Origin of the sequence: Pseudomonas sp. Pseusp11 (assembly GCF_047304405.1) — a bacterium.
Taxonomy (GTDB): Bacteria; Pseudomonadota; Gammaproteobacteria; order Pseudomonadales; family Pseudomonadaceae; genus Aquipseudomonas.
Map to the genome: position 1 here is coordinate 110,023 of NZ_JBGLZF010000004.1, position 26,374 is coordinate 136,396.

The following is a 26,374-nucleotide window of genomic DNA, read 5'->3' on the forward strand; positions in this document are numbered from 1 at the left end:
AAAAAGATCGTAGCCTTCACACGCCTGTAGGAGCTGCCGAAGGCTGCGATCTTTTCGCCCTTCAGAAGCCCTGCGGTGTCGAGCGGGCCACAATCGCTTGCACATCCAGCCCACGTGGCAACGTTCCATACACCCGAGCGGCCGAACCGAGGCGGCCGGCGATGAACGCATCACTGACCGCCGCATTACCCGCCTCCAGCAACAGCCTGGCCTGAAGCCCCAAGGCGATGTCTTCGGTGAGCTGGCGGGCGCGGTATTGAATGTCGTCGGTGTCCTTGAACGCCTTCTGCAACTGGCCGATGTGTGTGGCCAGGCGTTTGTCGCCATGGCCATCGCCCAACTCGTTGAACAGCACATCGAGCACACCCGGTTCTTTCGACAACGCGCGCAACACATCGAGGCATTGCACGTTGCCGGAACCTTCCCACGTCGAGTTGACCGGTGCCTCACGGTACAGTCGCGGCAAGATGCTTTCTTCGACGTAACCGGCGCCGCCCATGCATTCGGCCGCTTCGTTGATCATCGCGGGCGCGCGTTTGCAGATCCAGTACTTGCCCACTGCCGTCACCAATCGAGCGAATTTCGCTTCGTGGTCGTCATCCAGATGATCCAGCGCTCGCCCCATGCGCAGGCTCAACGCCAGGGCGGCTTCGCTTTCCAGGGCCAGGTCGGCCAGCACGTTTTGCATCAAGGGTTGTTCGCTGAGCAACTTGCCACCGACCTGGCGGTGGGCGCAGTGATGGCTGGCCTGGGTCAAGGCCTGGCGCATCAGCGCGCTGGAGCCGACCATGCAATCGAAACGGGTCATGGCGACCATTTCGATAATGGTCGGAACGCCCCGGCCCTCTTCGCCGACCATCCAGGCCAGGGCGCCACGGAACTCCACCTCGCTGGAGGCGTTGGACCAGTTGCCGAGTTTGTTTTTCAGCCGCTGTATGTAGAACTGATTGCGCGTGTCATCCGGGCGATGACGCGGCAGCAGGAAACAGGTCAGCCCTTTGTCGGTCTGGGCCAGGGTCAGGAAGGCGTCACACATTGGCGCCGAGCAGAACCACTTGTGGCCCACCAGTTCATACGCCTGGCCCGGCCCACCGGCCCCCACCGGAAACGCCTTGGTGGTGTTGGCCCGAACATCGGTGCCGCCCTGTTTCTCGGTCATCGCCATGCCGATGGTGACCCCGGCCTTATGGGCCATCCCGACATTGCGTGGGTCGTATTCGGTGGCGAGGATTTTCGGCAGCCATTGCCGGGCCAGATCCGCTTGCAGGCGCATCGCCGGGACGCTGGCGAAGGTCATGGTCAATGGGCAACCGCTGCCAGCCTCAGCCTGACTGTGCAAATACGTCATGGACGCGCGAGCCACATGGGCGCCCGGTTGCGGATCGGTCCAGGGCAACCCTGTCAGGCCATGCTCCACCGCCGTGCGCATCAACTGGTGATAAGCCGGGTGAAACTCCACCAGGTCGATGCGATGGCCGTAACGGTCATGGCTGACGAACACCGGTTTGCTCTGATTGGCCGCAAACCCGGCCTCCATCAGCGGCCCGCCGGCCAATGCGCCGTAAGCGTCGATCCGCGACTCGGCCCAACCAGCATCGAACCGCCGCGACCACTCCTGCAAAGGCAGGTCGATGCGATAGAGGTTGGTGCCGTCCAGCGACGGTGGCTGGTTGGTGACTTCGTGGGTTTCGGCGAACTGATGCAGGTTCATGACGGGACTCCTTTGGTCAGCCAAGGGATTTTCAGTTAAGCACCGCCCCGAGGCTGAACAAAGTGGCATATCTGCCTAACTGTCGGCGCTTTCGCCTTGTCCAGAACAGAGCACCCGTCGATAGAGCGCGGCCTGCAAGTCCTCGAATTTCACCGGTTTGTTCAGGTAGTCGACCAAGGTGTCACTCGAGCAGTGCACTCGGTCCGCACTCAGGGCAATCATGAACACGGGTAATTCGGCGCAACCCGGCAACGCACGGATCCGGCGGAAGATGGAGGCGCTGTCCACTGGCGGCAACTGGCAATCGAGCACTACCGCGTCAACGGCTTCACACTGCAATTGATCGAGCGCAGCAAGGCCACTGTCAGCGGTGCGTACCCGGAACCCAAGCTTGAGCAACATGCCGCGCATCACCAATTGATTGATGCTGTTGTCATCGACCAGCAATACCGTGCACTCCTGGGGCAAGCGCAGGCCGGTGGTTTGCCGGGTGATCGAGGGGGCGGGATCCACCACCGACAGCTCGAATTCGACGTCGAGCTGGAAGCGGCTTCCACGGCCCAGTTCCGAACGATGGCTCAGGCGGCCGCCGAGCAAGTCGACCAACTGCTGACAAATCGCCAAGCCAACGCCTAGGCCGCCATATTCGCGGGTCATCGAGCCGTCGAGCTGGAAGAAGCGCTGGTACAGCGTCGCCTCCCCCAAATCGGTAAAACCGATGCCGGTGTCGATCACCGCAAAAGACAGCGCCAGACGACCGGGCTCCGCCGCCGGTTTACCCGTCACCCGCAGCGCCAGACCACCGACTCGGGTGAATTTGATTGCGTTGTCCAGCAAGCATTCCAGGCATTGCGCCAGCTTGCCGCTGTCGCCGAACAAACGATCCGGCAACCCGGGCGTTACCTCGACCTTGAAGTCCAGCGACTTGCCCGACGCATTGCCGTCGAACTGCCCGCGCAAAGACTCGACCATACTGCGCAAGCTGAACGTGTCCGGATAGACCTTGAGCTTGCCGGCCTGCAATTCGGTCAGGGTGAGGATGCCGTTGACCATGCGCATCATGTCCCGCGCCGAACCTGCCGCCGTTTGCTGATACTGCTCCAGCTCTGGGTTCATCTCGACGGTCTGCATCAGCTCCAGCGAACCGATCACACCGTTCATGGGCGTGCGCAGTTCGTGGGTCAGCGTGGCGAGGAATTCGTCCTTGAGCCTGTTGCTGTGAGCCAGTTGCTGGTTCAGCACTTCGAGTTTCTGGCCGGCGTCGAACAACGTCTGTGCCTGCTGCTCGCGCATGGCGTTGATGCGATCGGCCAGCGCCAGGGACAGCAACGCCACTTCAATCGCCGAGCCGATCTGGCTGGCGTACATGGTGAGGAACACGTTGGGCAAATACCCCAACACCATCATCGTGTTGACGACGCCTCCGAGCAAAAATGCCGACCAGGCAATGATGAAGTAGCGCGCCACCCTCAAGCCACGCCACCAGGCGAAAATCCCGGCAGCGAAAATCACCACGGTAAAGACCAGTGCCAACGCCGTCGCCAGACGCAGGGCCAGGGCGTAACTGGTCATCAAAGACAACCCGACCACCAGCCCGCTGAACGCGATCAGCGCCAATAGCACACGGTCCAGCCAGCGGCTGTGGGTGGCCGTCCGCAGGAAGCTGCGGGCAAACTGGCTGCCGAACAACCCCGAACAGCCGATGAAAAACGGCGTCGCGGCATTGGCCCACCACGGATTGTTCGGCCAGAAATACTCCACGGCCGCGCCGTTCACCGACAGCTGATACAAGCCGAACGAGGCGATGTAGACGATGTAATAGAGGTAACTGGTATCGCGCACACTGAGGAAGATGAACAGGTTGTAGACCAGCATCCCCAGCAACACGCCGTAAATCAGCCCCAGCACATAAAGCCGCACCGGCTGCTCTTCAAGGTAAGCAGTGCTCGACCACAAGGTGACGGGCGCCTGGATCGAGCCTTCGCTTTGCAGACGCAGGTACACGGTTTGCGCCTGCCCGGGCGCAAAGCTCAGACCGAACAGATAGTTGTTCTGACGAATTTCGCGAGTGGCGAACGGCAGCGCATCGCCCGTCTGTCGGGCCAATCGATAGTCACCGCCAGCATCGGGCAAGTACAAATCAAGGTGATCGAGAGGCGGATAGGCCAGTTCCAGCAGCCAGGTCCGCTGCGCCGATGGATTGGTCGGACGGTATTGCAGGTCGATTTTCAGCCAGAACGCCGAACGCGAATAGCCGGCGTTGAGGGTGGCTTTATCGTGGGGTTTGAAGTGCCCGGCCGCTGCTTGCGCACGGACATCGGCAATGGTCGCTTGACCGCCCGCGTCTTCATAAACCTGCATCGTTCGGCCCAGGGGAAGGCTCTGGGTGAACTCGTCGAACTCGACGGCGCTCGCCAGGAGGGGCAAGCACAACAGCAACATCAACAAATAGCGCATTTAAGCCCCAGCGTGGCCTGTCCGGTTCTGTCAGGAAGCCCCCCATTCCTTTTGAGTAGACGTAAAACCGGTATTACCTGTTATTGGTTTGGATCCACTCTAGCATAGCCGTTAGTGGCCATTGAACACCATTGAAATTTTTCCTACAAAGGCTCTAGAACGGGCGTTCCAGCGCCATGCATTGAGTTAGAGCGGTTGGCTTGATCAGGCCGCGACATTGTCCCGGTGGGTGATGAACCCTGTGGCGAGGGGGCTTGCCCCCGTTGGGGTGCGAAGCGGCCCCCTTTGCCTTCTGCCCGGAACACCGCGTCGGCAGATTTACGACTGCTTCGCAGCCGAACGGGAGCAAGCTCCCTCGCCACAATGTATCGGCCGGACTGGACGTCGCAACACCCGAAAAACATGTTTGGTGGTAAGCTCGCGCACCATGAATATCTACAGCTCTCGCCCCGTTGTCCTCTGTCTCTCCGGCCACGACCCTAGTGGTGGCGCCGGCTTGCAGGCAGATATCGAAGCCCTGCTCGCCCAGGGTTGCCATGCGGCTCCGGCCGTCACCGCCCTGACCGTGCAAGACACGGTCAACGTCACTGACTTCCGCGTGCTCGATCGCGAGTGGGTACTGGCCCAGGCCAATGCCGTGCTCAACGACTCCGAAGTCGCCGCCGTCAAGCTGGGCATGCTCGGTTCCCTGGAAATGGTCGACACCGTGGTCGAACTGCTTTCAGCGCACCCGCATCTGCCAGTGGTCTGCGACCCGGTGCTGCGCGCCGGCGGTGGTGGACGACTGGGCAAGGACGAAGTCGGCTACGCCATGCGCGAACGCTTGCTGCCGTTGTCGATCATCGCCACCCCTAACCTTCCCGAAGCCCGCATCCTCGCCGAACTGCCCGAAGGCACCGCCGACGAGTGCGCGGAAAAACTCCTGCCATTCGTCAAACACCTGCTGATCACCGGCGGCCATGGCGACGAACACGAAATCCACAACCGCCTGTACAGCCGCGACGGTCGCCGCGAAACCTTTACCTGCCAGCGCCTGCCCGGCAGTTATCACGGTTCCGGTTGCACGCTGGCCAGCGCCCTCGCCGGTCGCCTGGCCCAGGGTGAACACCTCGCCAGTGCCGTACAGAGCGCGCTTGACTACACTTGGCGCACCCTGCGAGATGCGGAACAGCTGGGCAAAGGCCAGTTCGTGCCCCGCCGCCTGCCGCTGGATTTCTGTTCGTAACTTTCGATGCGTAAAGCGCAGAGGCTTGTCCGATGAAACTACGTGGCCTGTACGCCATTACCGACAGCCAGCTACTGGCCGGTAAATTTCTTTCGTACGTGGAGGCGGCGCTCGAAGGCGGCGTCACCCTGCTGCAATACCGCGACAAAAGCAGCGACGAGGCCCGCCGCCTGCGCGAGGCCGAAGCCCTGCGTGATCTGTGCGATCGCTACAAGACCCAGCTGATCATCAATGACGACGCCGAACTGGCCGCGCGCCTGAATGTCGGCGTGCACCTGGGCCAGACTGATGGCCCACTGATGCCGGTGCGAGCACTGCTCGGGCGCCAGGCGATCATCGGCTCGACCTGCCATGCGCAACTCGAACTCGCCGAACAAGCCGCCAAGGAAGGCGCCAGTTACGTCGCCTTCGGCCGCTTCTTCAATTCCAACACCAAGCCTGGCGCACCGACGTGCAGCCTCGACTTGCTTGACCAGGCCCGCAGCAAACTGCACCTGCCGATCTGTGCGATCGGCGGCATCACCCTGGACAACGCCGCCCCGCTGGTGGCCCACGGGGTCGATCTGTTGGCGGTGGTGCATGGCCTGTTCGGCGCCGAGAGCACGGCTGAAGTGACGCGTCGCGCCCGCGCCTTTAACGAATTGTTCAAATCCTGATTTTGAGAGCCAAATAATGTCTCGTTCCGAAACCCTGTTTGCCAATGCCCAGAAACACATCCCCGGAGGCGTGAACTCGCCGGTTCGTGCGTTCAAGAGCGTTGGCGGCACGCCGTTGTTCTTCAAACACGCCGAAGGCGCCTACGTCACCGACGAAGACGACAAGCGTTATGTGGATTACGTCGGTTCCTGGGGCCCGATGATTCTCGGCCACAGCCACCCGGACGTGCTGGACGCGGTGCGTAAACAGCTTGAGCACGGATTGTCCTATGGCGCCCCGACCGCGATGGAAACCGAGATGGCCGATCTGGTCTGCTCGATCGTGCCGTCGATGGAAATGGTGCGCATGGTCAGCTCCGGCACCGAAGCGACCATGAGTGCGATCCGTCTGGCCCGTGGTTTCACCGGTCGCGACAGCATCATCAAATTCGAAGGCTGCTACCACGGCCACTCCGACAGCCTGCTGGTCAAGGCCGGTTCCGGCGCCCTGACCCAAGGCGTACCGAGCTCGGCCGGTGTGCCGGCAGCGTTCGCCAAACACACCCTGACCCTGCCGTTCAACGACATCGACGCAGTAGAAACCATGCTCGCCGAAGTCGGTCAGGATGTGGCGTGCATCATCGTCGAACCGGTGGCCGGCAACATGAACTGCGTACCGCCGGCACCGGGTTTCCTCGAAGGCCTGCGGACCCTGTGCGACAAGCACGGCGTGGTGCTGATCTTCGACGAAGTGATGACCGGTTTCCGTGTCGCCCTCGGCGGTGCCCAAGCCTATTACGGCGTAACACCGGACCTGAGCACCTTCGGCAAGATCATCGGTGGTGGCATGCCCGTGGGCTGCTTCGGCGGCAAACGCAAAATCATGGAACACATCGCGCCACTGGGCCCGGTCTACCAGGCCGGTACGTTGTCGGGTAACCCGCTGGCGATGGCGGCTGGCCTGACCACGCTTCGTCTGATCAGTCGTCCGGGTTTCCACGCCGAGCTGAGCGACTACACCAGCCGCCTGCTCGATGGCCTGCAACAGCGCGCCGATGCCGCCGGCATTCCGTTCGTGACCACTCAGGCCGGTGGCATGTTCGGTCTGTACTTCAGCGGCGCCGACGATATCGTCACCTTCGATGACGTGATGGCCAGCGATGCGAACCTGTTCGGGCGCTTCTTCCACCTGATGCTCGAGGGCGGCGTGTACCTGGCGCCGAGCGCCTTCGAAGCCGGCTTCACCTCGATCGCCCACGGCGAAACCGAGTTGAAACTGACGCTGGACGCCGCCGAACGTGCCTTCGCCGCACTGAAGTAAATCTGCGACGCTGACGTTGGCGATTGCCAGCGTCAGCTTTCACCTACATCCGCAGCCTTTTTCCTGCTCAGCTGCCAATAATCCCCCGCAAAGTGGGTGATATAGTCCCCGCGCAGCAGAAAAACGAGTAAAGACTTTGTAAGGTTGGCCCTGCTTATTTCATAATGCGCGCTTATTGGATCCCTCGACGGGTCCGCGCGCCCCTCAGAGGTAAGTCGATTCCCATGAACCGCACCGGCCGCACCCTTGCATTGGGCTGCCTGTTGCTCCTTCAGCCCCTGCTCGCGCTCGCACAAGCAGGCGGCAACTCGTTGTTGATCCCGGCGATGGGTCGCTGCACCCTCAATACTCAGCCGCAAGACCTGACGCAAGCGCTCGCCGCCTGCCAGAAAGCGTCGGATGAAGGGGATGCGCAAGCGCAATACGAGTTGGGTGAGTTCTACTACGAAGGCAAAAACGCGCCGCGCGACCTCAATAAAGCCCTGAGCTACTTCGAAAAGGCCTCGCTGCAAGGTCATGCCCAGGCGCAATTCAAACTCGGCACCATGTTCTTCCATGGCGAAGGTGTACCGGCCAATAACATTCAGGCGTATATCGTGCTGAAAATGGCCGCGGTCAACGGCGCCGAAGACGCGCTGGACACCGCCGACGAAGTCGCCGAAAAAATGCCCCGCGAAGACCTGGAAGTTGCTACCCAGGTGCTGGGGCAAATTTTCCGTAAATACCTGATGGAATTGCAGAGCGCCGACGGGCGTACGCCGTTTTCGCCACTTCCCTGAATCGACAGAGCCCCCTGTGGCGAGGGAGCTTGCCCCCGTTCGGCTGCGCAGCAGTCGTAAAACCCAAGAACGCGGTGTGCCAGACTTATCGTGATTGCAGATCTCGGGGCCGCTTCGCGCCCCAGCGGGAGCAAGCTCCCTCGCCACAAAAAGCCATTTTCACCTTAGAAAAACCTGCTGCTTACTTCTCAGGCATCGGCATCGGGAACGGCATGACATTACCGACCGCGCCGCGGGCTTCGCTGATTTTCGGCGTGCCAAGGCGTTCGACCTCGTCGATGCGCACGATCGAATGCATCGGCACAAAACTGCGCACAACGCCTTCGAACTGAGCCTTGAGCTTTTCCTCGCTCGGATCGACGACCACTTGTGTGCGCTCGCCAAAGACGAACTCTTCCACTTCCAGAAAGCCCCACAGATCACTTTGATAGATCTGCTTGGCGTACATTTCGAACACCTGGCCCTGATTGAGGAAAATCACCTTGTAGATTGGAGCTTCACGTTTGGTCATGGTGGGCGGGTAACACATCGGGGATAAAAATGAGGGCGCGAACTATAGCATAGCCACCGGACGCGCAGCGGTAGGAACCTTGGGACATGTTCCCTATAATGCGCGGTTCTTTGAATCACGTGATGAATCTTTCCATGGCCAAGAAGCTTTACATCGAAACCCACGGTTGCCAGATGAACGAGTACGACAGCTCGCGCATGGTCGATCTGTTGGGTGAACATCAGGCCCTGGAAGTCACTGCCCGCGCTGAAGACGCCGACGTGATCCTGCTCAATACCTGCTCGATCCGTGAACGCGCCCAGGACCGGGTGTATTCCCAGCTCGGCCGCTGGCGCGAACTGAAACTGGCCAATCCGGAAATGGTCATCGCCGTCGGCGGTTGCGTGGCCAGCCAGGAAGGCGCGGCCATCCGTGATCGCGCTCCGTATGTCGACGTGGTGTTCGGCCCGCAGACCCTGCACCGCCTGCCGGAAATGATCGACGCCGCGCGCGCTACCAAACTGCCGCAAGTCGACGTCTCGTTCCCGGAAATCGAAAAATTCGACCACTTGCCCGAACCGCGCATCGATGGGCCGAGCGCTTACGTGTCGGTCATGGAAGGCTGCAGCAAGTACTGCACCTTCTGCGTGGTGCCTTATACCCGCGGTGAAGAAGTCAGCCGGCCGTTCGACGACGTGATTGCCGAGATCATCCACCTGGCCGAAAACGGCGTGCGCGAAGTGACCCTGCTGGGGCAAAACGTTAACGGCTATCGCGGGACCACTCACGATGGTCGCCTGGCCGACCTGGCGGAATTGATCCGGGTGGTCGCCGCTGTCGATGGCATCGACCGGATTCGCTACACCACTTCGCATCCGCTGGAGTTCTCCGACAGCCTGATCCAGGCCCACGCCGACGTGCCGGAACTGGTGAAACACCTGCACTTGCCGGTGCAATCGGGCTCCGACCGGATCCTCGCGGCGATGAAGCGCAACCACACCGCGCTGGAGTACAAGTCCAAACTGCGCAAACTGCGGGCCGCCGTGCCGGGTATCTGCATCAGTTCGGACTTTATCGTCGGCTTCCCGGGCGAGACCGAAAAAGACTTCGAACAGACCATGAAGCTGATCGAAGACGTCGGTTTCGACTTCTCCTACTCGTTCGTCTACAGCCAACGCCCGGGCACCCCGGCCGCCGACCTGGCCGACGAAACGCCGGAAGAACTGAAAAAAGAACGCCTGAATGCCCTGCAACATCGCTTGAACCAGCAAGGGTTTGAGATCAGCCGACAAATGGTGGGCTCCATTCAGCGGATTCTGGTCACCGATTATTCGAAAAAAGACCCCGGCGAACTGCAGGGGCGCACCGAGAATAACCGTATCGTCAACTTCCGCTGCGACAATCCGACCCTGATCGGCCAATTCGCCGATGTGCACATCGACGCCGCGCAACCGCACTCGCTGCGGGGCTCGTTGATCCAATAACAGCAGGCCAGAGAGCCTTTGTGGCGAGGGAGCTTGCTCCCGCTCGGTTGCGAAGCAGCCGCAAACCAGACACCTCGATCATCCTGAAAGATTGAGGCTGGATGATTTGGGAGCGCTTCGCACTCCAGCGGGAGCAAGCTCCCTCGCCACAGTTATCCAGTGAGACTGCTTTAAGAGCTTTCGCACCCAGGCGACTGGCGTTATCCTTTATTTCATCAATATTGCCCCAGGGCGGCTAAATACGACCTTGAACGCACCCATAGAACCACATCGCTTCATCCTCGAGCCTTTTGAAGCTCGCCGCTTCGCCAATCTGTGCGGGCAATTCGACGAGCATCTGCGCTTGATCGAACAGCGCCTGACCATCGAGATCCGCAACCGCGGAAACCAGTTCGAACTGATCGGCGAGCCCAAGCACACCACCTCCGCGGAAAACCTCCTGCGTCGCTTGTACCGGGAAACCAAGGGTACCGAGCTGTCGCCGGACATGGTTCACCTGTTCCTGCAGGAATCAGCCGTCGAGGAACTGGACAACCACTCCCCCGCCGAACCGTCCGTCGCCTTGCGCACCAAGAAAGGCATGATTCGCCCTCGCGGCTTGAATCAACTGCGCTACGTGAAGGAAATCCTCGGTAACGACATCAATTTCGGCATCGGCCCTGCCGGTACCGGCAAGACCTATCTGGCTGTTGCCTGTGCGGTAGACGCACTGGAACGCGAGCAGATTCGTCGCATTCTGTTGGTGCGTCCGGCGGTTGAAGCGGGTGAAAAACTCGGCTTCCTGCCCGGCGACCTGTCGCAAAAAATCGACCCGTACCTGCGCCCGCTCTACGACGCGCTCTACGAAATGCTCGGTTTCGAATATGTCGCCAAGCTAATCGAGCGTCAGGTCATTGAAGTCGCGCCACTGGCCTACATGCGCGGCCGCACGCTGAACAACAGCTTCATCATCCTCGACGAAAGCCAGAACACCACCGTCGAACAGATGAAGATGTTCCTGACCCGGATCGGCTTTGGCTCCACGGCGGTCATCACCGGTGACATCACCCAGGTCGACCTGCCACGCGGCACCAAGTCCGGGTTGCATCATGTGATCGAAGTGCTCAAGGACGTTCCGGGCATCAGCTTCACCCACTTCCAGCCCAAGGACGTGGTGCGCCATCCGCTGGTGCAACGCATTGTCGAGGCGTACGAGCGCTTCGAAAATCGCGCTGCCGATGCCGCGCCAAAGGACACCCCACGCGATGCTTGAGCTTGATCTGCAACTGGCGAGCGACGCACCTGCCCCGAGTGAAGCCGAGTTCCGTCAATGGTGCGAACTGGCCCTGCGCCAGCGCACCGCCGACTCCGAGCTGACCATTCGTCTGGTCGACGAAGAAGAAGGCCGAGAACTCAATCACACCTGGCGGCAGAAGGATTACGCCACCAACGTGCTGTCATTCCCTGCCGACGTGCCGGACGAGTTGCTGGATATCCCGTTACTGGGAGATCTGGTGATCTGCGTGGCCGTGGTCGAGCGCGAAGCCGCCGAACAAGGCAAGGCACTCAACGCCCATTGGGCGCATCTGGTCATTCACGGCTGCTTGCATCTGCTTGGTTACGACCATATAGATGACGACGAAGCCGAAGAAATGGAAGCACTGGAACGAACGTTGCTTGCAGAACTGGGTCATCCGGACCCTTACGCGGACGACGAAACAGACACATCCCCTATCGTTACAACAAAGGATTCAGAGTAATCGCTATGAGCGAAGATCGATCGAGCAACGGGCAGAAGTCTTGGCTGGGTAAGCTCACCCAGGCTTTTGCCCACGAGCCGAAAAACCGCCAGGAGCTGCTGGAGCTGCTGCGCGATGCACACCAAAACAAGTTGCTGGACAGCGAAGCGCTGGCCATCGTCGAAGGCGCCATCCAGGTTGCAGACCTGCAAGTACGGGACATCATGGTCCCGCGCTCGCAGATGATCAGCATCAAGGCGACCCAGACACCTCGCGAGTTCCTGCCTGCCGTGGTCGATTCGGCCCACTCCCGCTACCCGGTGATCGGCGAAAGCCATGATGACGTGATGGGCGTGTTGCTGGCCAAGGACTTGCTGCCGTTGATCCTCAAGGAGAACGGCGACAGCTTCAACATCAAGGACCTGCTGCGCCCGGCCACCTTCGTTCCCGAGTCCAAGCGCCTGAATGTGCTGCTGCGCGAATTCCGCGCCAACCATAACCACATGGCCATCGTCATTGACGAATACGGCGGCGTGGCCGGTCTGGTGACCATCGAAGACGTGCTCGAACAGATCGTCGGCGACATCGAAGACGAGCATGACGTCGAAGAAGACAGCTACATCAAGCCGCTGCCCAGCGGTGACTTCCTGATCAAGGCCCTGACGCCGATCGAGAACTTCAATGAGTTCTTCGACAGTGAATTCTCCGACGACGAATTCGACACCGTCGGCGGTCTGGTGATGAGCGCGTTCGGGCACTTGCCAAAACGCAACGAAATCACCGAAATCGGCGCCTATCGCTTTCGCATCCTGAACGCCGACAGCCGTCGGATTCATTTGCTGCGCTTGACACCAATCGCCCGGTAAAAATTAAGGAAAGAAATGCGCTGGATGACCCGCCCCGGCTGGCCCGGTAACCTGCTGGCCGTGGCGGCCGGTGCACTCACCACCCTGGCCTTGGCGCCATTCGATATCTGGCCGCTGGCATTGCTGGCGGTCGGTTTCTTTTACGCCGGTTTGCGCGAACTGAGCCCCCGTCAGGCCTTGGGCCGTGGCTGGTGTTTCGGTTTCGGCCTGTTTGCCGGCGGAACCAGCTGGATCTACTACAGCATTCACAACTTCGGCGGCGCATCTGTACTGCTGGCCGGGTTCTTGATGCTGCTCTTCACCGCAGCGATTGCCTGGTTCTTCGCCCTGCCCGCCTGGATTTGGGCGCGCTGGCTGCGCCGTAACGAAGCGCCGCTGGCCGATGCCCTGGCGTTTGCAGCGTTGTGGGTGGGCCAGGAAGCCTTTCGCGGCTGGTTCCTCACCGGTTTCCCATGGCTCTATTCCGGTTACAGCCAGCTCGACGGCCCATTGGCCGGGCTCGCACCGGTCGGCGGAATGTGGCTGATTTCCTTCGCGCTGGCCCTGACCGCTGCGCTGATCTACAACGCACCGCGCCTGATTCGCACCGCTCGCAAGGGCTTTATTGTCGCTGGCGTGTTGCTGCTGGCCGGCCCGTGGGTGATCGGCATGGCGCTCAAGGAACACGCCTGGACCAGCCCTTCGGGCCCGTCACTGAGCGTTGCGGCGATTCAGGGCAACATCGAACAAAGCATGAAATGGGACCCGTCGCAGATCAACGCGCAGTTGGCGCTGTACCGCGACATGAGTTTCAGCTCCAAACCCGTCGACCTGCTGATCTGGCCGGAAACAGCGGTCCCGGTGCTCAAGGAGTCTGCCGAGGGCTACCTGAACATGATGGGCAGCTTCGCGGCAGAGCGTAAATCCGCGCTGATTACCGGCGTGCCGATTCGCCAGGAAGTCCGTCACGAGAAGCGCTACTTCAACGGCATTACCGTGGTTGGTGAAGGCGATGGCACTTACCTGAAGCAGAAACTGGTGCCATTCGGCGAATACGTTCCGTTGCAGGAAGTCTTGCGCGGCCTGATCGCGTTCTTCGACCTGCCGATGTCCGACTTTGCCCGTGGACCGGCCGATCAACCGCTGCTACAGGCCAAGGGCTATCAGATTGCGCCGTACATCTGCTACGAAGTGGTCTACCCGGAATTCGCCGCCGGCCTCGCCGCCCGCAGCGATTTGCTGCTGACCATCAGCAACGACACCTGGTTCGGCACCTCGATCGGCCCATTGCAACACTTGCAGATGGCGCAGATGCGCGCCCTTGAGGCCGGCCGCTGGATGATCCGCGCCACCAACAACGGCGTGACCGGCCTGATCAACCCGTTTGGTCAGATCACTGCCCGGATCCCGCAGTTCGAACGCGGTATTCTGTACGGCGAAGTGGTGCCAATGCATAACCTGACGCCGTATCTGCAATGGCGTTCGTGGCCGCTGATCATCATTTGCGTGCTGTTGTTTGGCTGGGCGTTGATGGCCAACCGGATGGCGAAGACCGTTTAACCCGGCAGGATCATTCCCATGCACTGGCGTGGGAATGATCACTCCTCAACAGGCTCGCCTCGATAGAACATCCAATACCCGACCTGCCCCACGAGCTCATTCATCAACTGCCCCGATTGCCAGATCGATTTGAATTCCGGCATCCAGCCACCCAGTGGCCGCGAATTGTCCACGCCTAAAAACCCCACCGGCGCCGGCACCACCTCAAATCCGGCCTGCTCAAAGCTCCAGACCGCCCGCGGCATATGCCACGCCTGAGTCACGACCACCACCCGTTTGATCCCCTGCGGCAACAATACCTGGGCGCTGAACTGCGCGTTTTCCCAGGTTGTGCGGCTGCGCCCTTCCTGCCAGCGTACGGTCACGCCAAAATCATCGAGCAACGAATCCGCCATCAGCTGCGCTTCAGTCGGCGGTGTCCCGTAATGCAGGCCGCCACTGGTCAGAATCGGCAAGCCGGAAGCCTTGGCCAGACGTGCGGCATAACGCTCGCGCCCAAGACCTACGCCGGTGGGCTGGTCGACGCCCCAGGCCAGGTCGCCACGCTCACGCCCGGAACCCAGCACCACGATCGCGTCGGCGCGCTGGCCCAGGGTGGCCCATTCCTCGCGTACGAGCGGCGGCTCGCGCTCCAGAACTCTGGCAGTCCACTCCACCATGACTGGCAGGCTCATCAACCAGAAGCCGCCCACACCCATAACGAAGCACGCCCCCGCCAGCCTCGGCCTTGAGCGGCGCCACCACCAGGCGAGTACCAGTAACAGCAAAAGAACGCCGGGCGGCAATAGAAGTTGTTTAATGAAATAACGAAAAGGCATCGGGCATCTCCATAGATGCCCGAAGCCTAAGTGGGTTAACGCAATGCGACAACAAATGCGGAAGGACTTTATTTCAAAAAACCATATGCGATGGTTTCAAGTGTCCTTACTTGAACTGCAGAGACCGGACCTTTACCGCGCCTCCGCCGGGTGTCTTATCCTTGAGCCAGAGGATCTTGGCCGTACGTGGTGCCTCGAGTTGCTTCATTGCTGCTGACAAGCATCCGTGCGTTTCACGTTCACTGCGGTCCAGATAGGCCTTGACCAGTTCAAACTCTGCGGGGGTCAAACCACGCAGTTCCAGCTCCAGGGGACGCTCGTCGCGAAGCCGTCCAGCGGTTTTGGCCGCGTCCAGGGCCATTGCGAGACGGTCGATCAGTCTTTCGTACAACTCCGGTTTTGTAGCTTTTTGCTGTGAATCAACCATCCATCACCTCATTGAAGATAAGACTCACTCCCCTTTTAGAGCTTAGCTTCGCTGAAAAAACCGGCTGAGCGCCGCGACCAACGGCCCTTGGGGCGGGAATTGGCCGCGCCCTTGCGTGTAATCAGGGTTTCCCTCGGTAGAGTGCCGTCATGTATGCTACGGCGCTTCCTGTAACTCCACTTCCAGCTCGCCTGGGCAGCGAAACGCCGATTTGGCGTGATCACCGTCCAGCGTTGCATTGAAGAGGATTAGGCCACCCCTATTCAGTTCAAAAGTAGCCATGCACGAACAATATCAGCCCCGTGAAATCGAAGCCGCCGCCCAGTCGTTCTGGGACGAGCAAAAGTCCTTTGAAGTCAGTGAACAGCCAGGCAAGGAGACTTTCTACTGCCTGTCGATGTTCCCTTACCCCAGCGGCAAGCTACACATGGGGCACGTGCGCAACTACACCATCGGCGACGTGATCTCCCGCTATCAGCGCATGCAAGGCAAGAACGTCCTGCAACCCATGGGTTGGGACGCCTTCGGCATGCCGGCGGAAAACGCCGCGATGAAGAACAACGTAGCGCCCGCCAAGTGGACCTACGAAAACATCGCCTACATGAAAAGCCAGCTGCGCAGCCTGGGCCTGGCGGTGGACTGGTCGCGCGAAGTGACCACCTGCAAGCCCGATTACTACCGCTGGGAACAATGGCTGTTCACTCGCCTGTTCGAAAAAGGCGTGATTTACAAGAAAAGCGGCACCGTGAACTGGGACCCGGTCGACCAGACCGTTCTGGCCAACGAGCAAGTGATCGACGGTCGCGGCTGGCGTTCCGGCGCGCTGATCGAAAAGCGCGAAATCCCGATGTACTACTTCAAGATCACCGCTTACGCGGATGAGCTGCTGGAGAGCCTCGACGAACTGACTGGCTGGCCTGAACAGGTCAAGACCATGCAGCGCAACTGGATCGGCAAATCCCGCGGCATGGAAGTACAGTTCCCGTACGACGTCGCTTCCATCGGTGAAGCCGGCGCGCTGAAAGTCTTCACCACCCGTCCGGATACCCTGATGGGCGCGACCTACGTTGCCGTGGCCGCCGAACACCATCTGGCTGCCCTGGCTGCGCAGAACAACCCTGAGCTGCAAGCGTTCATCGCTGAATGCAAGGGCGGCAGCGTTGCTGAAGCCGACGTCGCCACTCAAGAGAAAAAAGGCCTGCCGACCTCGCTGTTCGTCGAGCACCCGCTGACCGGTGAGAAACTCCCGGTATGGGTCGCCAACTACGTGCTGATGCACTACGGCGATGGCGCGGTCATGGCTGTTCCGGCCCACGACGAGCGCGATTTCGAGTTCGCCACCAAGTACAACCTGCCGATCAAGTCGGTGGTGCGCACCAGCTCCGGTGACACCAACCCGGCCCCGTGGCAGGACGCTTACGGCGAGTACGGCACGCTGATCAACTCCGGTGAGTTCGACGGCCTCGACTTCGCAGGCGCTTTCGACGCCATCGAAGTCGCACTGATCAAGAAAAACCTCGGCGCCTCGCGCACCCAGTTCCGCCTGCGCGACTGGGGCATCAGCCGTCAACGCTACTGGGGCTGCCCGATCCCGATCATCCACTGCAATAGCTGCGGTGATGTGCCGGTCCCGGAAGATCAACTGCCTGTCGTGCTGCCGGAAGACGTGGTACCGGACGGTGCTGGTTCGCCATTGGCGCGCATGCCCGAGTTCTACGAGTGCGCTTGCCCGAAATGCGGCGCACCGGCCAAGCGTGAAACTGACACCATGGACACCTTCGTCGAGTCCTCGTGGTACTACGCTCGTTACGCCTCGCCGCACTTTGAAGGTGGCCTGGTAGAAAAATCGGCGGCCGACCACTGGTTGCCGGTGGATCAGTACATCGGCGGTATCGAACACGCGATTCTTCACCTGCTCTATGCGCGCTTCTTCCACAAGCTGATGCGCGATGAAGGCCTGGTGAGCTCCAACGAGCCGTTCAAGAACCTGCTGACCCAGGGCATGGTGATCGCCGAGACTTACTACCGTCGCGAAGCCAATGGTGCCTACACCTGGTTCAACCCGGCGGACGTCGAACTCGAACGCGACAGCAAGGCCAAGGTCATTAGCGCCAAGCTGATCGCCGACGGTCTGCCGGTGGAAATCGGCGGCACCGAGAAGATGGCCAAGTCGAAGAACAACGGCGTCGACCCACAGTCGATGATTGACCAGTTCGGCGCAGACACCTGCCGCCTGTTCATGATGTTCGCCTCGCCACCTGACATGAGCGCGGAATGGTCCGACTCCGGAGTAGAAGGTTCGCACCGCTTCCTCAAGCGCGTCTGGCGCCTGGCTCAAGCGCACGTCACTCAGGGCCTGCCGGGCAAACTGGATGTCGCCAGCCTGAACGACGAGCAGAAAGCCATTCGCCGTTCGATCCACCAGGCCATCAAGCAGGCCAGCCACGACGTCGGCCAGAACCACAAATTCAACACTGCCATCGCCCAAGTGATGACGCTGATGAACGTGCTGGAAAAAGCCCCGCAAGGCACCGAGCAGGATCGCGCGCTGATTCACGAAGGTCTGGAAACCGTGACTCTGCTGCTGGCCCCGATCACCCCGCACATCAGCCACGAGCTGTGGCATCGCCTGGGCCACGCTGACCCGGTGATCGACGCCGGTTGGCCGGTGCTGGACGAAAGCGCCCTGGTACAGGACAGCCTGCAACTGGTCATTCAAGTGAATGGCAAGCTGCGCGGCCACATCGAAATGCCAGCCAGCGCCAGCCGCGAAAAAGTTGAAGCCGCCGCACGGGCCAACGAAAATGTCCTGCGCTTCGTCGATGGCCTGACTATTCGCAAAGTGATCGTAGTGCCCGGGAAACTGGTCAATATCGTCGCCAGCTAAAAATTGGATCGGGCGCCAGGTGAGCCTGGCGCCGAGTAAAACCTTTCGGGCCGGTTGACCGGCCCACATGGTTTCAAGGGGAGCAACAAGATGATCAAACGCAATTTGCTGGTGATGGGCCTTGCAGTCCTGCTGAGCGCCTGCGGTTTCCACCTGCGTGGCACCGGCACCACCGAACTGGCGATCAAGGAACTCGATCTGAGCGCCCGTAACGCCTATGGCGAAACCGTGACGCAAATGCGCCAGATGCTGGAAAGCAGCGGCGTCAGGGTCTACAGCGGCGCACCTTACAAACTGGTGCTGACCGATGAGCAGGAAAATCAACGCATCCTCAGCTATGCCGGTGCCGGCCGTACTGGCGAGTACCAGGTGAACAGCGTGCTCAATTACGACATCCGTGGTCAGGGTGACCTGCCTCTGCTGAGTGACAAGCTTGAAGTGCAGAAGGTGTTCATCCACGACGGCAACAACCTGGTAGGTTCCGACCAGGAAGCCAACGATGCCCGCCGCGAGATTCGTCGTGAACTGATTCAACGCATGATGCTGCGTCTGCAACAGCTGACTCCGACTCAGTTGGAACAGCTGCAACAGACCGCCGACGCCCGGGCCAAGGCTGAAGCCGCCGCGCTGGAAGCGGCACAGAAGGCTGAAGCGGAGACTCCGCGTCAGTCGCCTGTCGAACTGCCGCAGCAGTAAGACTTACGGGGCGCTCAGGCGCCCCGTTCGCCTCTTCTTATGAAACTCGCCCCCGCCCAACTCGGCAAACACCTGCAAGGCGCTCTTGCGCCGGTCTACATCATCAGTGGCGATGACCCACTGCTGTGCCAGGAAGCCGCCGACGCCATTCGCGCCGCTGCTCGCCAACAAGGTTTCGATGAACGCCAGGTCTTCGCCGCCGACGCCAGTTTCGACTGGGGTACGCTGCTGCAGGCTGGTGCAAGCATGTCGCTGTTTGCCGAAAAACGTCTTCTGGAACTGCGCCTGCCCTCCGGCAAACCTGGTGACAAAGGCGCCGCCGCGCTCATCGAATACTGCTCGCGCCCGGCCGAAGACACGCTGCTGCTGATCAGCCTGCCCAAGCTTGATGGCAGTGCGCAGAAAACCAAGTGGGGCAAGGCGCTGGTCGAAGGTCCGCAGACCCAGTTCGTGCAGATCTGGCCCGTGGACACCAACCAGTTGCCCAGCTGGATTCGTCAACGACTGTCCCAGGCCGGGCTTTCCGCCAGCCAGGACGCCGTCGAACTGATCGCTGCTCGGGTCGAAGGCAACTTGCTGGCTGCCGCCCAGGAAATCGAAAAGCTCAAGCTGATGGCCGAAGGTGGCCAGATCACCGTCGAAACCGTGCAAGCGGCGGTGGCCGACAGCGCACGCTTCGACGTCTTCGGCTTGACCGACGCGATCCTCAACGGCGAAGCCGCTCATGCCCTGCGCATGCTCGAAGGGCTGCGCGGCGAAGGCGTCGAACCGCCGGTGATTCTCTGGGCGCTGGCCCGTGAACTGCGCCTGCTGGCCAACCTGTCGCTGCAATACAGCCAGGGCGTGCCGCTGGACAAAGCCTTCAGCCAGGCCCGACCGCCAATCTGGGACAAGCGCAAACCGCTGATGAGCAAGGCACTGCAACGCTACTCGGCGCAACGCTGGGCGCAGTTGCTGCTCGAAGCACAGCGCATCGACGCGCAGATCAAAGGCCAGGCGGCGGGTTCACCGTGGATGAGTTTGAGCCGGTTGACGTTGTTGATGGCTGGGCAGAGATTGTCGTTGCCTGCCGAATAACCTGTTTTTCAGCCTGCACCATCCTCTGTGGCGAGGGAGCTTGCTCCCGCTGGGTTGCGAAGCGACCCCAAAACCAGACACCGCGACGCTTCAGGTAATCCATGTTCAGCGGGTTTACGACTGCTCCGCAGCCGAAAGGGAGCAAGCTCCCTCACCACAGGTCATCATTTCCTACACATCCTGGGGACTAGACAGAACCCCAACTTCGGCCGATGATTTGTCCCGCAAAATCCACTCACTTGCGAGAAATCATCATGAGTAAAAAGCCATCCAGGCATGGCCCCAACAAGGCCAAATCCATCATCGCCCAACCACTGTTCCGCAGCCGTCAGGAACGAGCCGGCAAGGGCAAAGGCAGCTACCGCCGCGAAGCCTTCCAGTCTAATAGCTGGGAGGTTTCTTACTTTCTGGCAGCCTGAAAGGCAAGCCATCGCTCAACATGTTAAGGTCTGCACCTGATTCGTATCCTCTGGACCTGTGCATGCCCCTTTGTCTTTCCCGTCGTTGGCACCTTCGCCAATTGATAGCTGCCTCCAGCCTCGTTCTGCTTGTCGCCTGCGCGGAAAAACCCACCGCCGCCGACGCCCAGCCGCTTCAGACCCAAGCCGTTGCCACGGCCCCTGCGGTCATTCCGCCGGTGGTTCCGACCGGTGAGAATCTCGACATCCAACCCACCCAGACCTTTGCCGAATGGCAGGCGGGTTTTCGCAAAGACGCCCTCGCCGCCGGCATTCGCGCCGACCTGTTCGACCGTGCCTTTGCCAATGTCAGCCTGGACGCCAGCGTGATCCGTGCCGACCGCAGCCAGCCGGAGTTTACTCGTCCGGTGTGGGAATACCTCGATGGCGCGCTGTCGCCGCTGCGGGTGCGCAAAGGTCAGGCACTGGTCAGCCAGTACGCCGATATCCTGCAAAGCATCGAACAGCGCTATGGCGTCGACCGTCAGGCACTGGTCGCGGTGTGGGGCATGGAGAGTAACTTCGGTCAGTTCCAGGGCAACAAGTCAGTGATCAACTCCCTGGCAACCCTGGCCTATGAAGGTCGACGCCCAGGCTTTGCTCATGCGCAGCTGATCGCTGCCCTGCAAATCCTGCAACAGGGCGATATTGAACCGGAGAAAATGCTCGGCTCCTGGGCAGGCGCCATGGGCCAGACCCAGTTCATCCCGACCACCTACAACACCCACGCCGTAGACTTCGACGGCGATGGCCGGCGTGACATCTGGAACAGCGCCGCTGATGCACTGGCCTCGACTGCGCATTACCTGCAGAGCTCTGGCTGGCAGAAAGGCCAGCCGTGGGGCTTCGAAGTCCAACTGCCGAGCAGCTTCAATTACGTCCTGGCCGATGGCGCGATTCGCAAAAGCGTCGCCGAGTGGCAGCAACTGGGGATCACCCTGCCCAATGGTGTCCAGGTTCCGGCCGGTTCCGAACACCTGTCGGCCGCCCTGCTCCTGCCGGCAGGCTATCGCGGCCCGGCATTCCTGATCTTCGATAACTTCCGCGCAATCCTCAAGTACAACAACTCTTCGTCCTACGCCTTGGGCGTGAGCCTGTTGTCTGAGCGTTTCAATGGCGGTGGCCTGATCAACGGTCTATGGCCAAAAGATGACTTGCCGCTGAGCCGTACCGAGCGAATCGAGCTGCAAACCCTGCTGAGCGCCCGGAACTATGACGCCGGCACCCCCGACGGCATCATCGGCGCCAATACCCGTAAAGCAATCCGCAGCGCGCAGCAGTCGTTTGGCTGGCCGGCGGATGGGTATCCGACGCACAAGTTGCTCGAAGGTTTGCGTAACCGTTAAGAGCAAAAGATCGCAGCCTTCGGCAGCTCCTACGCGCCCGTTGGGCGCTGCCGAAGGCTGCGATATTTTTTTTGCGATGTGTTGTTACTTGATCACCACATCCTGCTCCAACACCAACGTCTTGCTCCCCGCATCCAGCCTGACCAGTGCCCCCATCGGCAACGTCAGGTTCGGATCGCAATGCCCGCTGCGCCACCCCGCCAGCACGGGTATGCGCAACGACGCGAAGGTCTGCTTGAGCAAGCCCTCCAGCGCGATTGTGTCCACACCCGCCACATCCCCCACCAGAACCCCGCGCAACTTGTGCAGCGTGCCGGCCAGACGCAAGTGGGTCAACAGCCGATCAATGCGATAAAGCGGCTCGTTGATGTCTTCGATGAACAGGATGGCACCCTCGGCGTCGATCTCGTAAGGCGTGCCCATGGTCGCGGCGATCATCGACAGATTGCCCCCCAGCAAACGCCCGTGAGCGATGCCTGGCGAGACGGTCGTCAACGGATAGGCCACCGGGTGCGCCAGCACGCTGTCCGCCGTCACTTGCCCGCGCAACATGTTGAAAAACGAGGACTCGGTGGGTTTCTGCTTGTCACCCAGCAGGTCAGCATTGAGCATCGGGCCGTGAAACGTCACGAAACCCGCATAACGGCTGATTGCCAGGTGCAGTGCAGTAATATCGCTATAGCCGATGAACGGTTTGGCATTGTTGCGCAGTAACTCGAAATCGATACGATCGAGCAAACGTGGCGTACCGTAACCGCCACGCAAACAGATGATGGCGTCGACCTCGCTGTCGGTAAATGCCGCGTGCAAGTCATTGAGCCGCACATCGTCGCTGCCGGCCAGGTAGCCGTCTTTCTCGTAAACGCCGGGGAACACTCGCAGCGAATAGCCGCGAGCACGCATCCAGGCAATCGCTTTATCGGTGTCCAGAGCAGCGGGGCCGGCAGGCGCAATGACGCCGATCAGCCCTGCAGGCGGCAAAGCCGGAACAGGGACGTGAGGACAAAGGGTGTGGGTCGGTCGAGCAGTCATCCATGATTCTCCCTGTGTGAATGCTTCAGCACACAGTAGTCAGGAACGGGAATAAACAAAAGAGGGTCAGTCGCACCACGGCTTGCAGGAAAAGCCTGAAGAGGATGTGGGCACCGCCAATGAAAACGCCCGCAAGGACTAACCTTGCGGGCGTGCTCTTTTTTCAGCGCGGAATCAGGACGACATCAATTCGGCCTTGACCAGCTTCGCCTGCTCGTCGGCGTGGTACGAGGAGCGTACCAGCGGGCCGGAAGCGACGTTCTTGAAGCCCATCTTGTAACCTTCCTCGGCAAACCAGGCGAAGGTGTCCGGGTGCACGAAGCGCTGGACCGGCAAGTGGCTGCGGGACGGTTGCAGGTACTGGCCCAGGGTCAGCATGTCGATGTCGTGTTCGCGCATGCGTTTCATGACTTCGATGACTTCTTCGTCGGTTTCGCCCAGACCCAGCATCAGGCCGGACTTGGTCGGAATGTGCGGCATCATCTGCTTGAAGCGTTGCAGCAGGGTCAGCGACCACTGGTAATCCGACCCCGGACGCGCAGCCTTGTACAGGCGCGGCACGGTTTCCAGGTTGTGGTTGAACACATCCGGCGGCTCGGCGGCGGTGATTTCCAGCGCGATGTCCATACGGCCACGGTAGTCCGGGACCAGGGTTTCGAGCTGTACGTTCGGCGACAGTTTGCGGATTTCGCGGATGCAGTCGGCAAAGTGCTGGGCACCGCCGTCACGCAGGTCGTCGCGGTCTACCGAGGTGATGACCACGTATTTCAGTTTCAGGTCGGCGATGGCGATGGCCAGGCTTTCCGGCTCGTTCACGTCCAGAGGCTTTGGACGGCCGTGGCCGACGTCGCAGAACGGGCAACGACGGGTGCAGATGTCGCCCATGATCATGAAGGTCGCTGTGCCGCCGGAGAAGCACTCGCCCAGGTTAGGGCAGGATGCTTCTTCGCAAACGCTGTGCAGCTTGTGCTTGCGCAGTAGGGCCTTGATGCGATCGACCTCCGGGGAAACCGGGATGCGCACGCGAATCCAGTCGGGTTTCTTCGGTAGTTCGGTGGTCGGGATGATCTTCACCGGGATGCGTGCAACCTTCTCGGCGCCGCGCAGCTTGACGCCGGCTTCAACCTTGGCACGCGGGGCCGGACGCTCGGTGACATCGAGCGTCGGGATCATGGTTTGCACTGCATCAGTAGTCATATCAATCGATTCCGCCCGTTAGGGTCGTCTGCTCAGCATAGTCGAGGTGTTTGACGAGCTGCGCGCGCAGCCGGGCACTTACCTCGGCAAATTCAATCGGTCCTGCGTGATCGCGCAGCTGGGTCATCGCCAGCCCGGCATAGCCGCAGGGATTAATCCGTCGAAACGGTTCCAGGTTCATATCCACGTTCAGGGCCAGGCCATGAAAGGAACAACCGTGGCGGATCCGCAGACCCAAGGACGCGATTTTCGCGCCATCGACATACACACCCGGTGCATCCGGCTTGGCGGATGCGGTCACGCCGTAACTGGCCAGCAACTCGATCAGGCACTGCTCCATGCGGCTGACCAGGTCACGCACGCCGAACCCCAGCTTGCGCACATCCAGCAACAGGTAGGCTACCAATTGGCCCGGACCGTGGTAGGTCACCTGACCACCGCGATCGACCTGCACCACCGGAATATCACCTGGCAGCAACAGGTGTTCAGCCTTGCCGGCCTGGCCCTGGGTGAACACCGGCGAGTGCTCGACCAGCCAGATCTCGTCGGCGGCATCGCTGCCGCGTTCGTTGGTGAAGCGTTGCATGGCATGCCAGACCGGCTCGTAAGCCATCTGGCCAAGTTCGCGAAAGCCCAGCGTGCCAGGCATCACAGCACCATGTGCACGAAGCCGGTAGCCCGCAGTTCGCTGTTGATGTTGTACAGCTGGTCCTGGTCGGTGGCGACGATGTGCAACTGAATCGTGGTGTACTTGCCGTTGGTGCTTTGGCGCTCATCAACGCGGTCATGGTTGATCGTCGCGTGTTTCTTGACGATCTCGATGATCTTGTCTTTGTTGCCTACACCCGTATCGCTGATCACCTTAACCGGGTAATCAACATTGGGGAATTCGATCTTAGGCGCCTTTACTTCGGTATCGGTCATGGCGTAACGGCCTCGTAAGCGTAAGCCGTGGCGACAGCAAGGCCCCACGCCGGATCAGCGCGGGGCCATGCAGGTGCACACTATCAGTTGAACAAGCCGTAGAAGAATAGACGGATGCTATCCCACATGCGGCGGAAGATACCACCCTCGTCGACCGCGTCCAGAGCGATCAGGTCGGCGCTGTGCACCACTTTGTCGTCCAGTTTCACTTCGACTTTACCGATCACGTCGCCCTTGGCGATTGGCGCAACCAGTTGCGGGTTCATGGTCATGCTGGCAGCAAGCTTCTTCAGCTGGCCTTTCGGCAAGGTCATGGTCAGGTCTTCAGCCAGGCCGGCCTTGACTTGATTGGTGGTGCCTTTCCAGACAGGTGCCTGAGCCAGCTCGGCGCCTTTCTGATAGAAGGTCTGGGTTTCGAAGAAGCGGAAACCGTAAGTCAGCAGCTTCTGGGTTTCGGCAGCACGAGCCACTTCGCTGTTGGTGCCGAACACCACGGCGATCAGGCGCATGCCATCACGTACGGCCGAAGACACCATGCAGTAGCCGGCTTCGTCGGTGTGACCGGTTTTCAGACCGTCGACAGTCTTGTCGCGCCACAGCAGCAGGTTGCGGTTAGGCTGCTTGATGCCGTTCCAGAAGAACTCTTTCTGCGAGTAGATCGCGTAGTGAGCCGGGTCTTCGTGGATGATCGCGCGAGCCAGCACGGCCATGTCGTGAGCCGACGAGTAGTGCTCAGGGTTCGGCAGACCGGTCGGGTTCATGAAGTGGGTGTTGGTCATGCCCAGATCAGCAACGGTTTTGTTCATCAGGTCGGCGAATGCGTCTTCGCTGCCGGCGATGTGCTCGGAAAGCGCAACACTGGCGTCGTTGCCCGACTGAATGATGATGCCGTGCAGCAGGTCGCTGACGGTAACTTGCGAGCCGACCTTGATGAACATCCGCGAACCACCAGTACGCCAAGCGTTCTCGCTGACGGTCACCGGATCGTTTTCGCCGATCTGGCCACGACGGATTTCCAGGGTCGCGATGTACGCGGTCATCAGCTTGGTCAGGCTGGCCGGCGGCAGACGCTGGTCACCGTTGTTCTCTACCAGCACGTTGCCGCTGCTGGCGTCCATGAGTACGTAGGCTTTGGCGGCCAATTGCGGTGGCGACGGCATCATCTCGACCGCGAAAGCCGCGGGTGAGAGGAGCAGCGGGACTAGCAGGCACAGGCGTTTGGCAAAGGTGGTGATGTTCATCCGTCTCTCGAAATCGCTAATGGAAACTGCCCTAGGGCAAAACTAA

General features: G+C 60.5%; 24 protein-coding genes. 14 read left to right on the top strand and 10 right to left on the bottom strand.

Annotated elements, in window-relative coordinates:
• Window positions 1-61: 61 nt before the first annotated feature.
• Together ACCC96_RS04585 and ACCC96_RS04590 are read right to left on the bottom strand one after the other, a co-directional pair.
• Window positions 62-1,711, bottom strand: coding sequence for an acyl-CoA dehydrogenase family protein (locus ACCC96_RS04585; protein ID WP_413695106.1), 1,650 nt, complete (start codon window positions 1,709-1,711; stop codon window positions 62-64).
• Window positions 1,712-1,786: 75 nt separating this feature from the next.
• Entirely contained in the window at window positions 1,787-4,168 is a 2,382-nt protein-coding gene (locus ACCC96_RS04590) for a hybrid sensor histidine kinase/response regulator (RefSeq protein ID WP_413695107.1), read from the bottom strand.
• 427 nt (window positions 4,169-4,595) lie between these two features.
• Here ACCC96_RS04590 and ACCC96_RS04595 point away from each other — a divergent pair, with 427 nt between their 5' ends.
• The 4 genes from ACCC96_RS04595 to ACCC96_RS04610 all read left to right on the top strand — a co-directional run bounded on the left by ACCC96_RS04595 (window position 4,596) and on the right by ACCC96_RS04610 (window position 8,128).
• Window positions 4,596-5,393, top strand: a complete 798-nt coding sequence (locus ACCC96_RS04595; protein ID WP_019581334.1) for a hydroxymethylpyrimidine/phosphomethylpyrimidine kinase — start codon at window positions 4,596-4,598, stop codon at window positions 5,391-5,393.
• Between the two features lie 32 nt (window positions 5,394-5,425).
• Window positions 5,426-6,049, top strand: coding sequence for a thiamine phosphate synthase (gene thiE / locus ACCC96_RS04600; protein WP_018925770.1), 624 nt, complete (start codon window positions 5,426-5,428; stop codon window positions 6,047-6,049).
• A gap of 16 nt (window positions 6,050-6,065) precedes the next feature.
• Window positions 6,066-7,349 carry a glutamate-1-semialdehyde 2,1-aminomutase gene (hemL, locus tag ACCC96_RS04605; RefSeq protein ID WP_258671238.1) on the top strand — a complete coding sequence of 428 codons (1,284 nt, stop codon included), beginning with the start codon at window positions 6,066-6,068 and terminating at the stop codon, window positions 7,347-7,349.
• Between the two features lie 224 nt (window positions 7,350-7,573).
• Window positions 7,574-8,128: a tetratricopeptide repeat protein gene (locus tag ACCC96_RS04610; protein ID WP_258671239.1), complete on the top strand. Its 555-nt coding sequence runs from the start codon at window positions 7,574-7,576 to the stop codon at window positions 8,126-8,128.
• Window positions 8,129-8,309: 181 nt separating this feature from the next.
• On the opposite strand, the gene ACCC96_RS04615 is transcribed toward ACCC96_RS04610, so the two are convergent.
• Entirely contained in the window at window positions 8,310-8,639 is a 330-nt protein-coding gene (locus ACCC96_RS04615; protein ID WP_003185742.1) for a DUF1820 family protein, read from the bottom strand.
• Window positions 8,640-8,773: 134 nt separating this feature from the next.
• On the opposite strand from ACCC96_RS04615, the gene miaB reads away from it, so the two are divergent.
• The 5 genes from miaB (at window position 8,774) to lnt (ending at window position 14,225) form a co-directional block, all read left to right on the top strand.
• Entirely contained in the window at window positions 8,774-10,102 is a 1,329-nt protein-coding gene (gene miaB, locus ACCC96_RS04620; protein ID WP_018925767.1) for a tRNA (N6-isopentenyl adenosine(37)-C2)-methylthiotransferase MiaB, read from the top strand.
• A 247-nt stretch (window positions 10,103-10,349) separates the two neighbouring features.
• Entirely contained in the window at window positions 10,350-11,354 is a 1,005-nt protein-coding gene (locus ACCC96_RS04625; RefSeq protein WP_019650896.1) for a PhoH family protein, read from the top strand.
• Complete coding sequence (ybeY, locus tag ACCC96_RS04630) at window positions 11,347-11,841, top strand: rRNA maturation RNase YbeY (protein ID WP_007937400.1); 495 nt, start codon at window positions 11,347-11,349, stop codon at window positions 11,839-11,841. The genes ACCC96_RS04625 and ybeY overlap by 8 nt, the downstream gene beginning before the upstream one ends.
• Window positions 11,842-11,846: 5 nt before the next feature.
• Window positions 11,847-12,686 (top strand): HlyC/CorC family transporter, encoded by an 840-nt coding sequence (locus ACCC96_RS04635; RefSeq protein ID WP_007909641.1) that lies wholly within the window; start codon window positions 11,847-11,849, stop codon window positions 12,684-12,686.
• Window positions 12,687-12,701: 15 nt separating this feature from the next.
• A complete protein-coding gene (lnt, locus tag ACCC96_RS04640; RefSeq protein WP_413695108.1) occupies window positions 12,702-14,225 on the top strand; it encodes an apolipoprotein N-acyltransferase in 1,524 nt (507 codons plus the stop codon).
• Between the two features lie 38 nt (window positions 14,226-14,263).
• Here lnt and ACCC96_RS04645 read toward each other — a convergent pair whose 3' ends face one another.
• The gene (locus tag ACCC96_RS04645; protein WP_413695109.1) at window positions 14,264-15,043 is read right to left on the bottom strand and encodes a YdcF family protein; all 780 of its coding nucleotides are present in this window, start codon (window positions 15,041-15,043) and stop codon (window positions 14,264-14,266) included.
• Between the two features lie 106 nt (window positions 15,044-15,149).
• Window positions 15,150-15,470: a hypothetical protein gene (locus ACCC96_RS04650; RefSeq protein WP_019650894.1), complete on the bottom strand. Its 321-nt coding sequence runs from the start codon at window positions 15,468-15,470 to the stop codon at window positions 15,150-15,152.
• Between the two features lie 280 nt (window positions 15,471-15,750).
• On the opposite strand from ACCC96_RS04650, the gene leuS reads away from it, so the two are divergent.
• The 5 genes from leuS (at window position 15,751) to ACCC96_RS04675 (ending at window position 21,934) form a co-directional block, all read left to right on the top strand.
• A complete protein-coding gene (gene leuS, locus ACCC96_RS04655; protein WP_413695110.1) occupies window positions 15,751-18,357 on the top strand; it encodes a leucine--tRNA ligase in 2,607 nt (868 codons plus the stop codon).
• Window positions 18,358-18,447: 90 nt separating this feature from the next.
• Window positions 18,448-19,053: an LPS assembly lipoprotein LptE gene (gene lptE, locus ACCC96_RS04660; RefSeq protein ID WP_019650892.1), complete on the top strand. Its 606-nt coding sequence runs from the start codon at window positions 18,448-18,450 to the stop codon at window positions 19,051-19,053.
• A 39-nt stretch (window positions 19,054-19,092) separates the two neighbouring features.
• Window positions 19,093-20,130, top strand: a complete 1,038-nt coding sequence (holA, locus tag ACCC96_RS04665) for a DNA polymerase III subunit delta (protein ID WP_019650891.1) — start codon at window positions 19,093-19,095, stop codon at window positions 20,128-20,130.
• 254 nt (window positions 20,131-20,384) lie between these two features.
• Window positions 20,385-20,549, top strand: coding sequence for an alternative ribosome rescue factor ArfA (gene arfA / locus ACCC96_RS04670; RefSeq protein WP_413695111.1), 165 nt, complete (start codon window positions 20,385-20,387; stop codon window positions 20,547-20,549).
• A 62-nt stretch (window positions 20,550-20,611) separates the two neighbouring features.
• Entirely contained in the window at window positions 20,612-21,934 is a 1,323-nt protein-coding gene (locus ACCC96_RS04675; protein ID WP_258671243.1) for a lytic murein transglycosylase, read from the top strand.
• 84 nt (window positions 21,935-22,018) lie between these two features.
• On the opposite strand, the gene ACCC96_RS04680 is transcribed toward ACCC96_RS04675, so the two are convergent.
• The 5 genes from ACCC96_RS04680 to ACCC96_RS04700 form a co-directional block, all read right to left on the bottom strand.
• A complete protein-coding gene (locus tag ACCC96_RS04680; protein WP_018925758.1) occupies window positions 22,019-22,966 on the bottom strand; it encodes a S66 peptidase family protein in 948 nt (315 codons plus the stop codon).
• A 174-nt stretch (window positions 22,967-23,140) separates the two neighbouring features.
• Window positions 23,141-24,163 (bottom strand): lipoyl synthase, encoded by a 1,023-nt coding sequence (gene lipA, locus ACCC96_RS04685; RefSeq protein WP_007937422.1) that lies wholly within the window; start codon window positions 24,161-24,163, stop codon window positions 23,141-23,143.
• Between the two features lies 1 nt (window position 24,164).
• Window positions 24,165-24,812, bottom strand: a complete 648-nt coding sequence (lipB, locus tag ACCC96_RS04690; protein ID WP_019581344.1) for a lipoyl(octanoyl) transferase LipB — start codon at window positions 24,810-24,812, stop codon at window positions 24,165-24,167.
• Window positions 24,812-25,087 (bottom strand): DUF493 domain-containing protein, encoded by a 276-nt coding sequence (locus tag ACCC96_RS04695; RefSeq protein ID WP_003215438.1) that lies wholly within the window; start codon window positions 25,085-25,087, stop codon window positions 24,812-24,814. Before ACCC96_RS04695 ends, lipB begins: the two co-directional genes overlap by 1 nt.
• Before the next feature lie 83 nt (window positions 25,088-25,170).
• Window positions 25,171-26,328, bottom strand: coding sequence for a D-alanyl-D-alanine carboxypeptidase family protein (locus ACCC96_RS04700; protein ID WP_018925757.1), 1,158 nt, complete (start codon window positions 26,326-26,328; stop codon window positions 25,171-25,173).
• Window positions 26,329-26,374 lie beyond the last annotated feature (46 nt).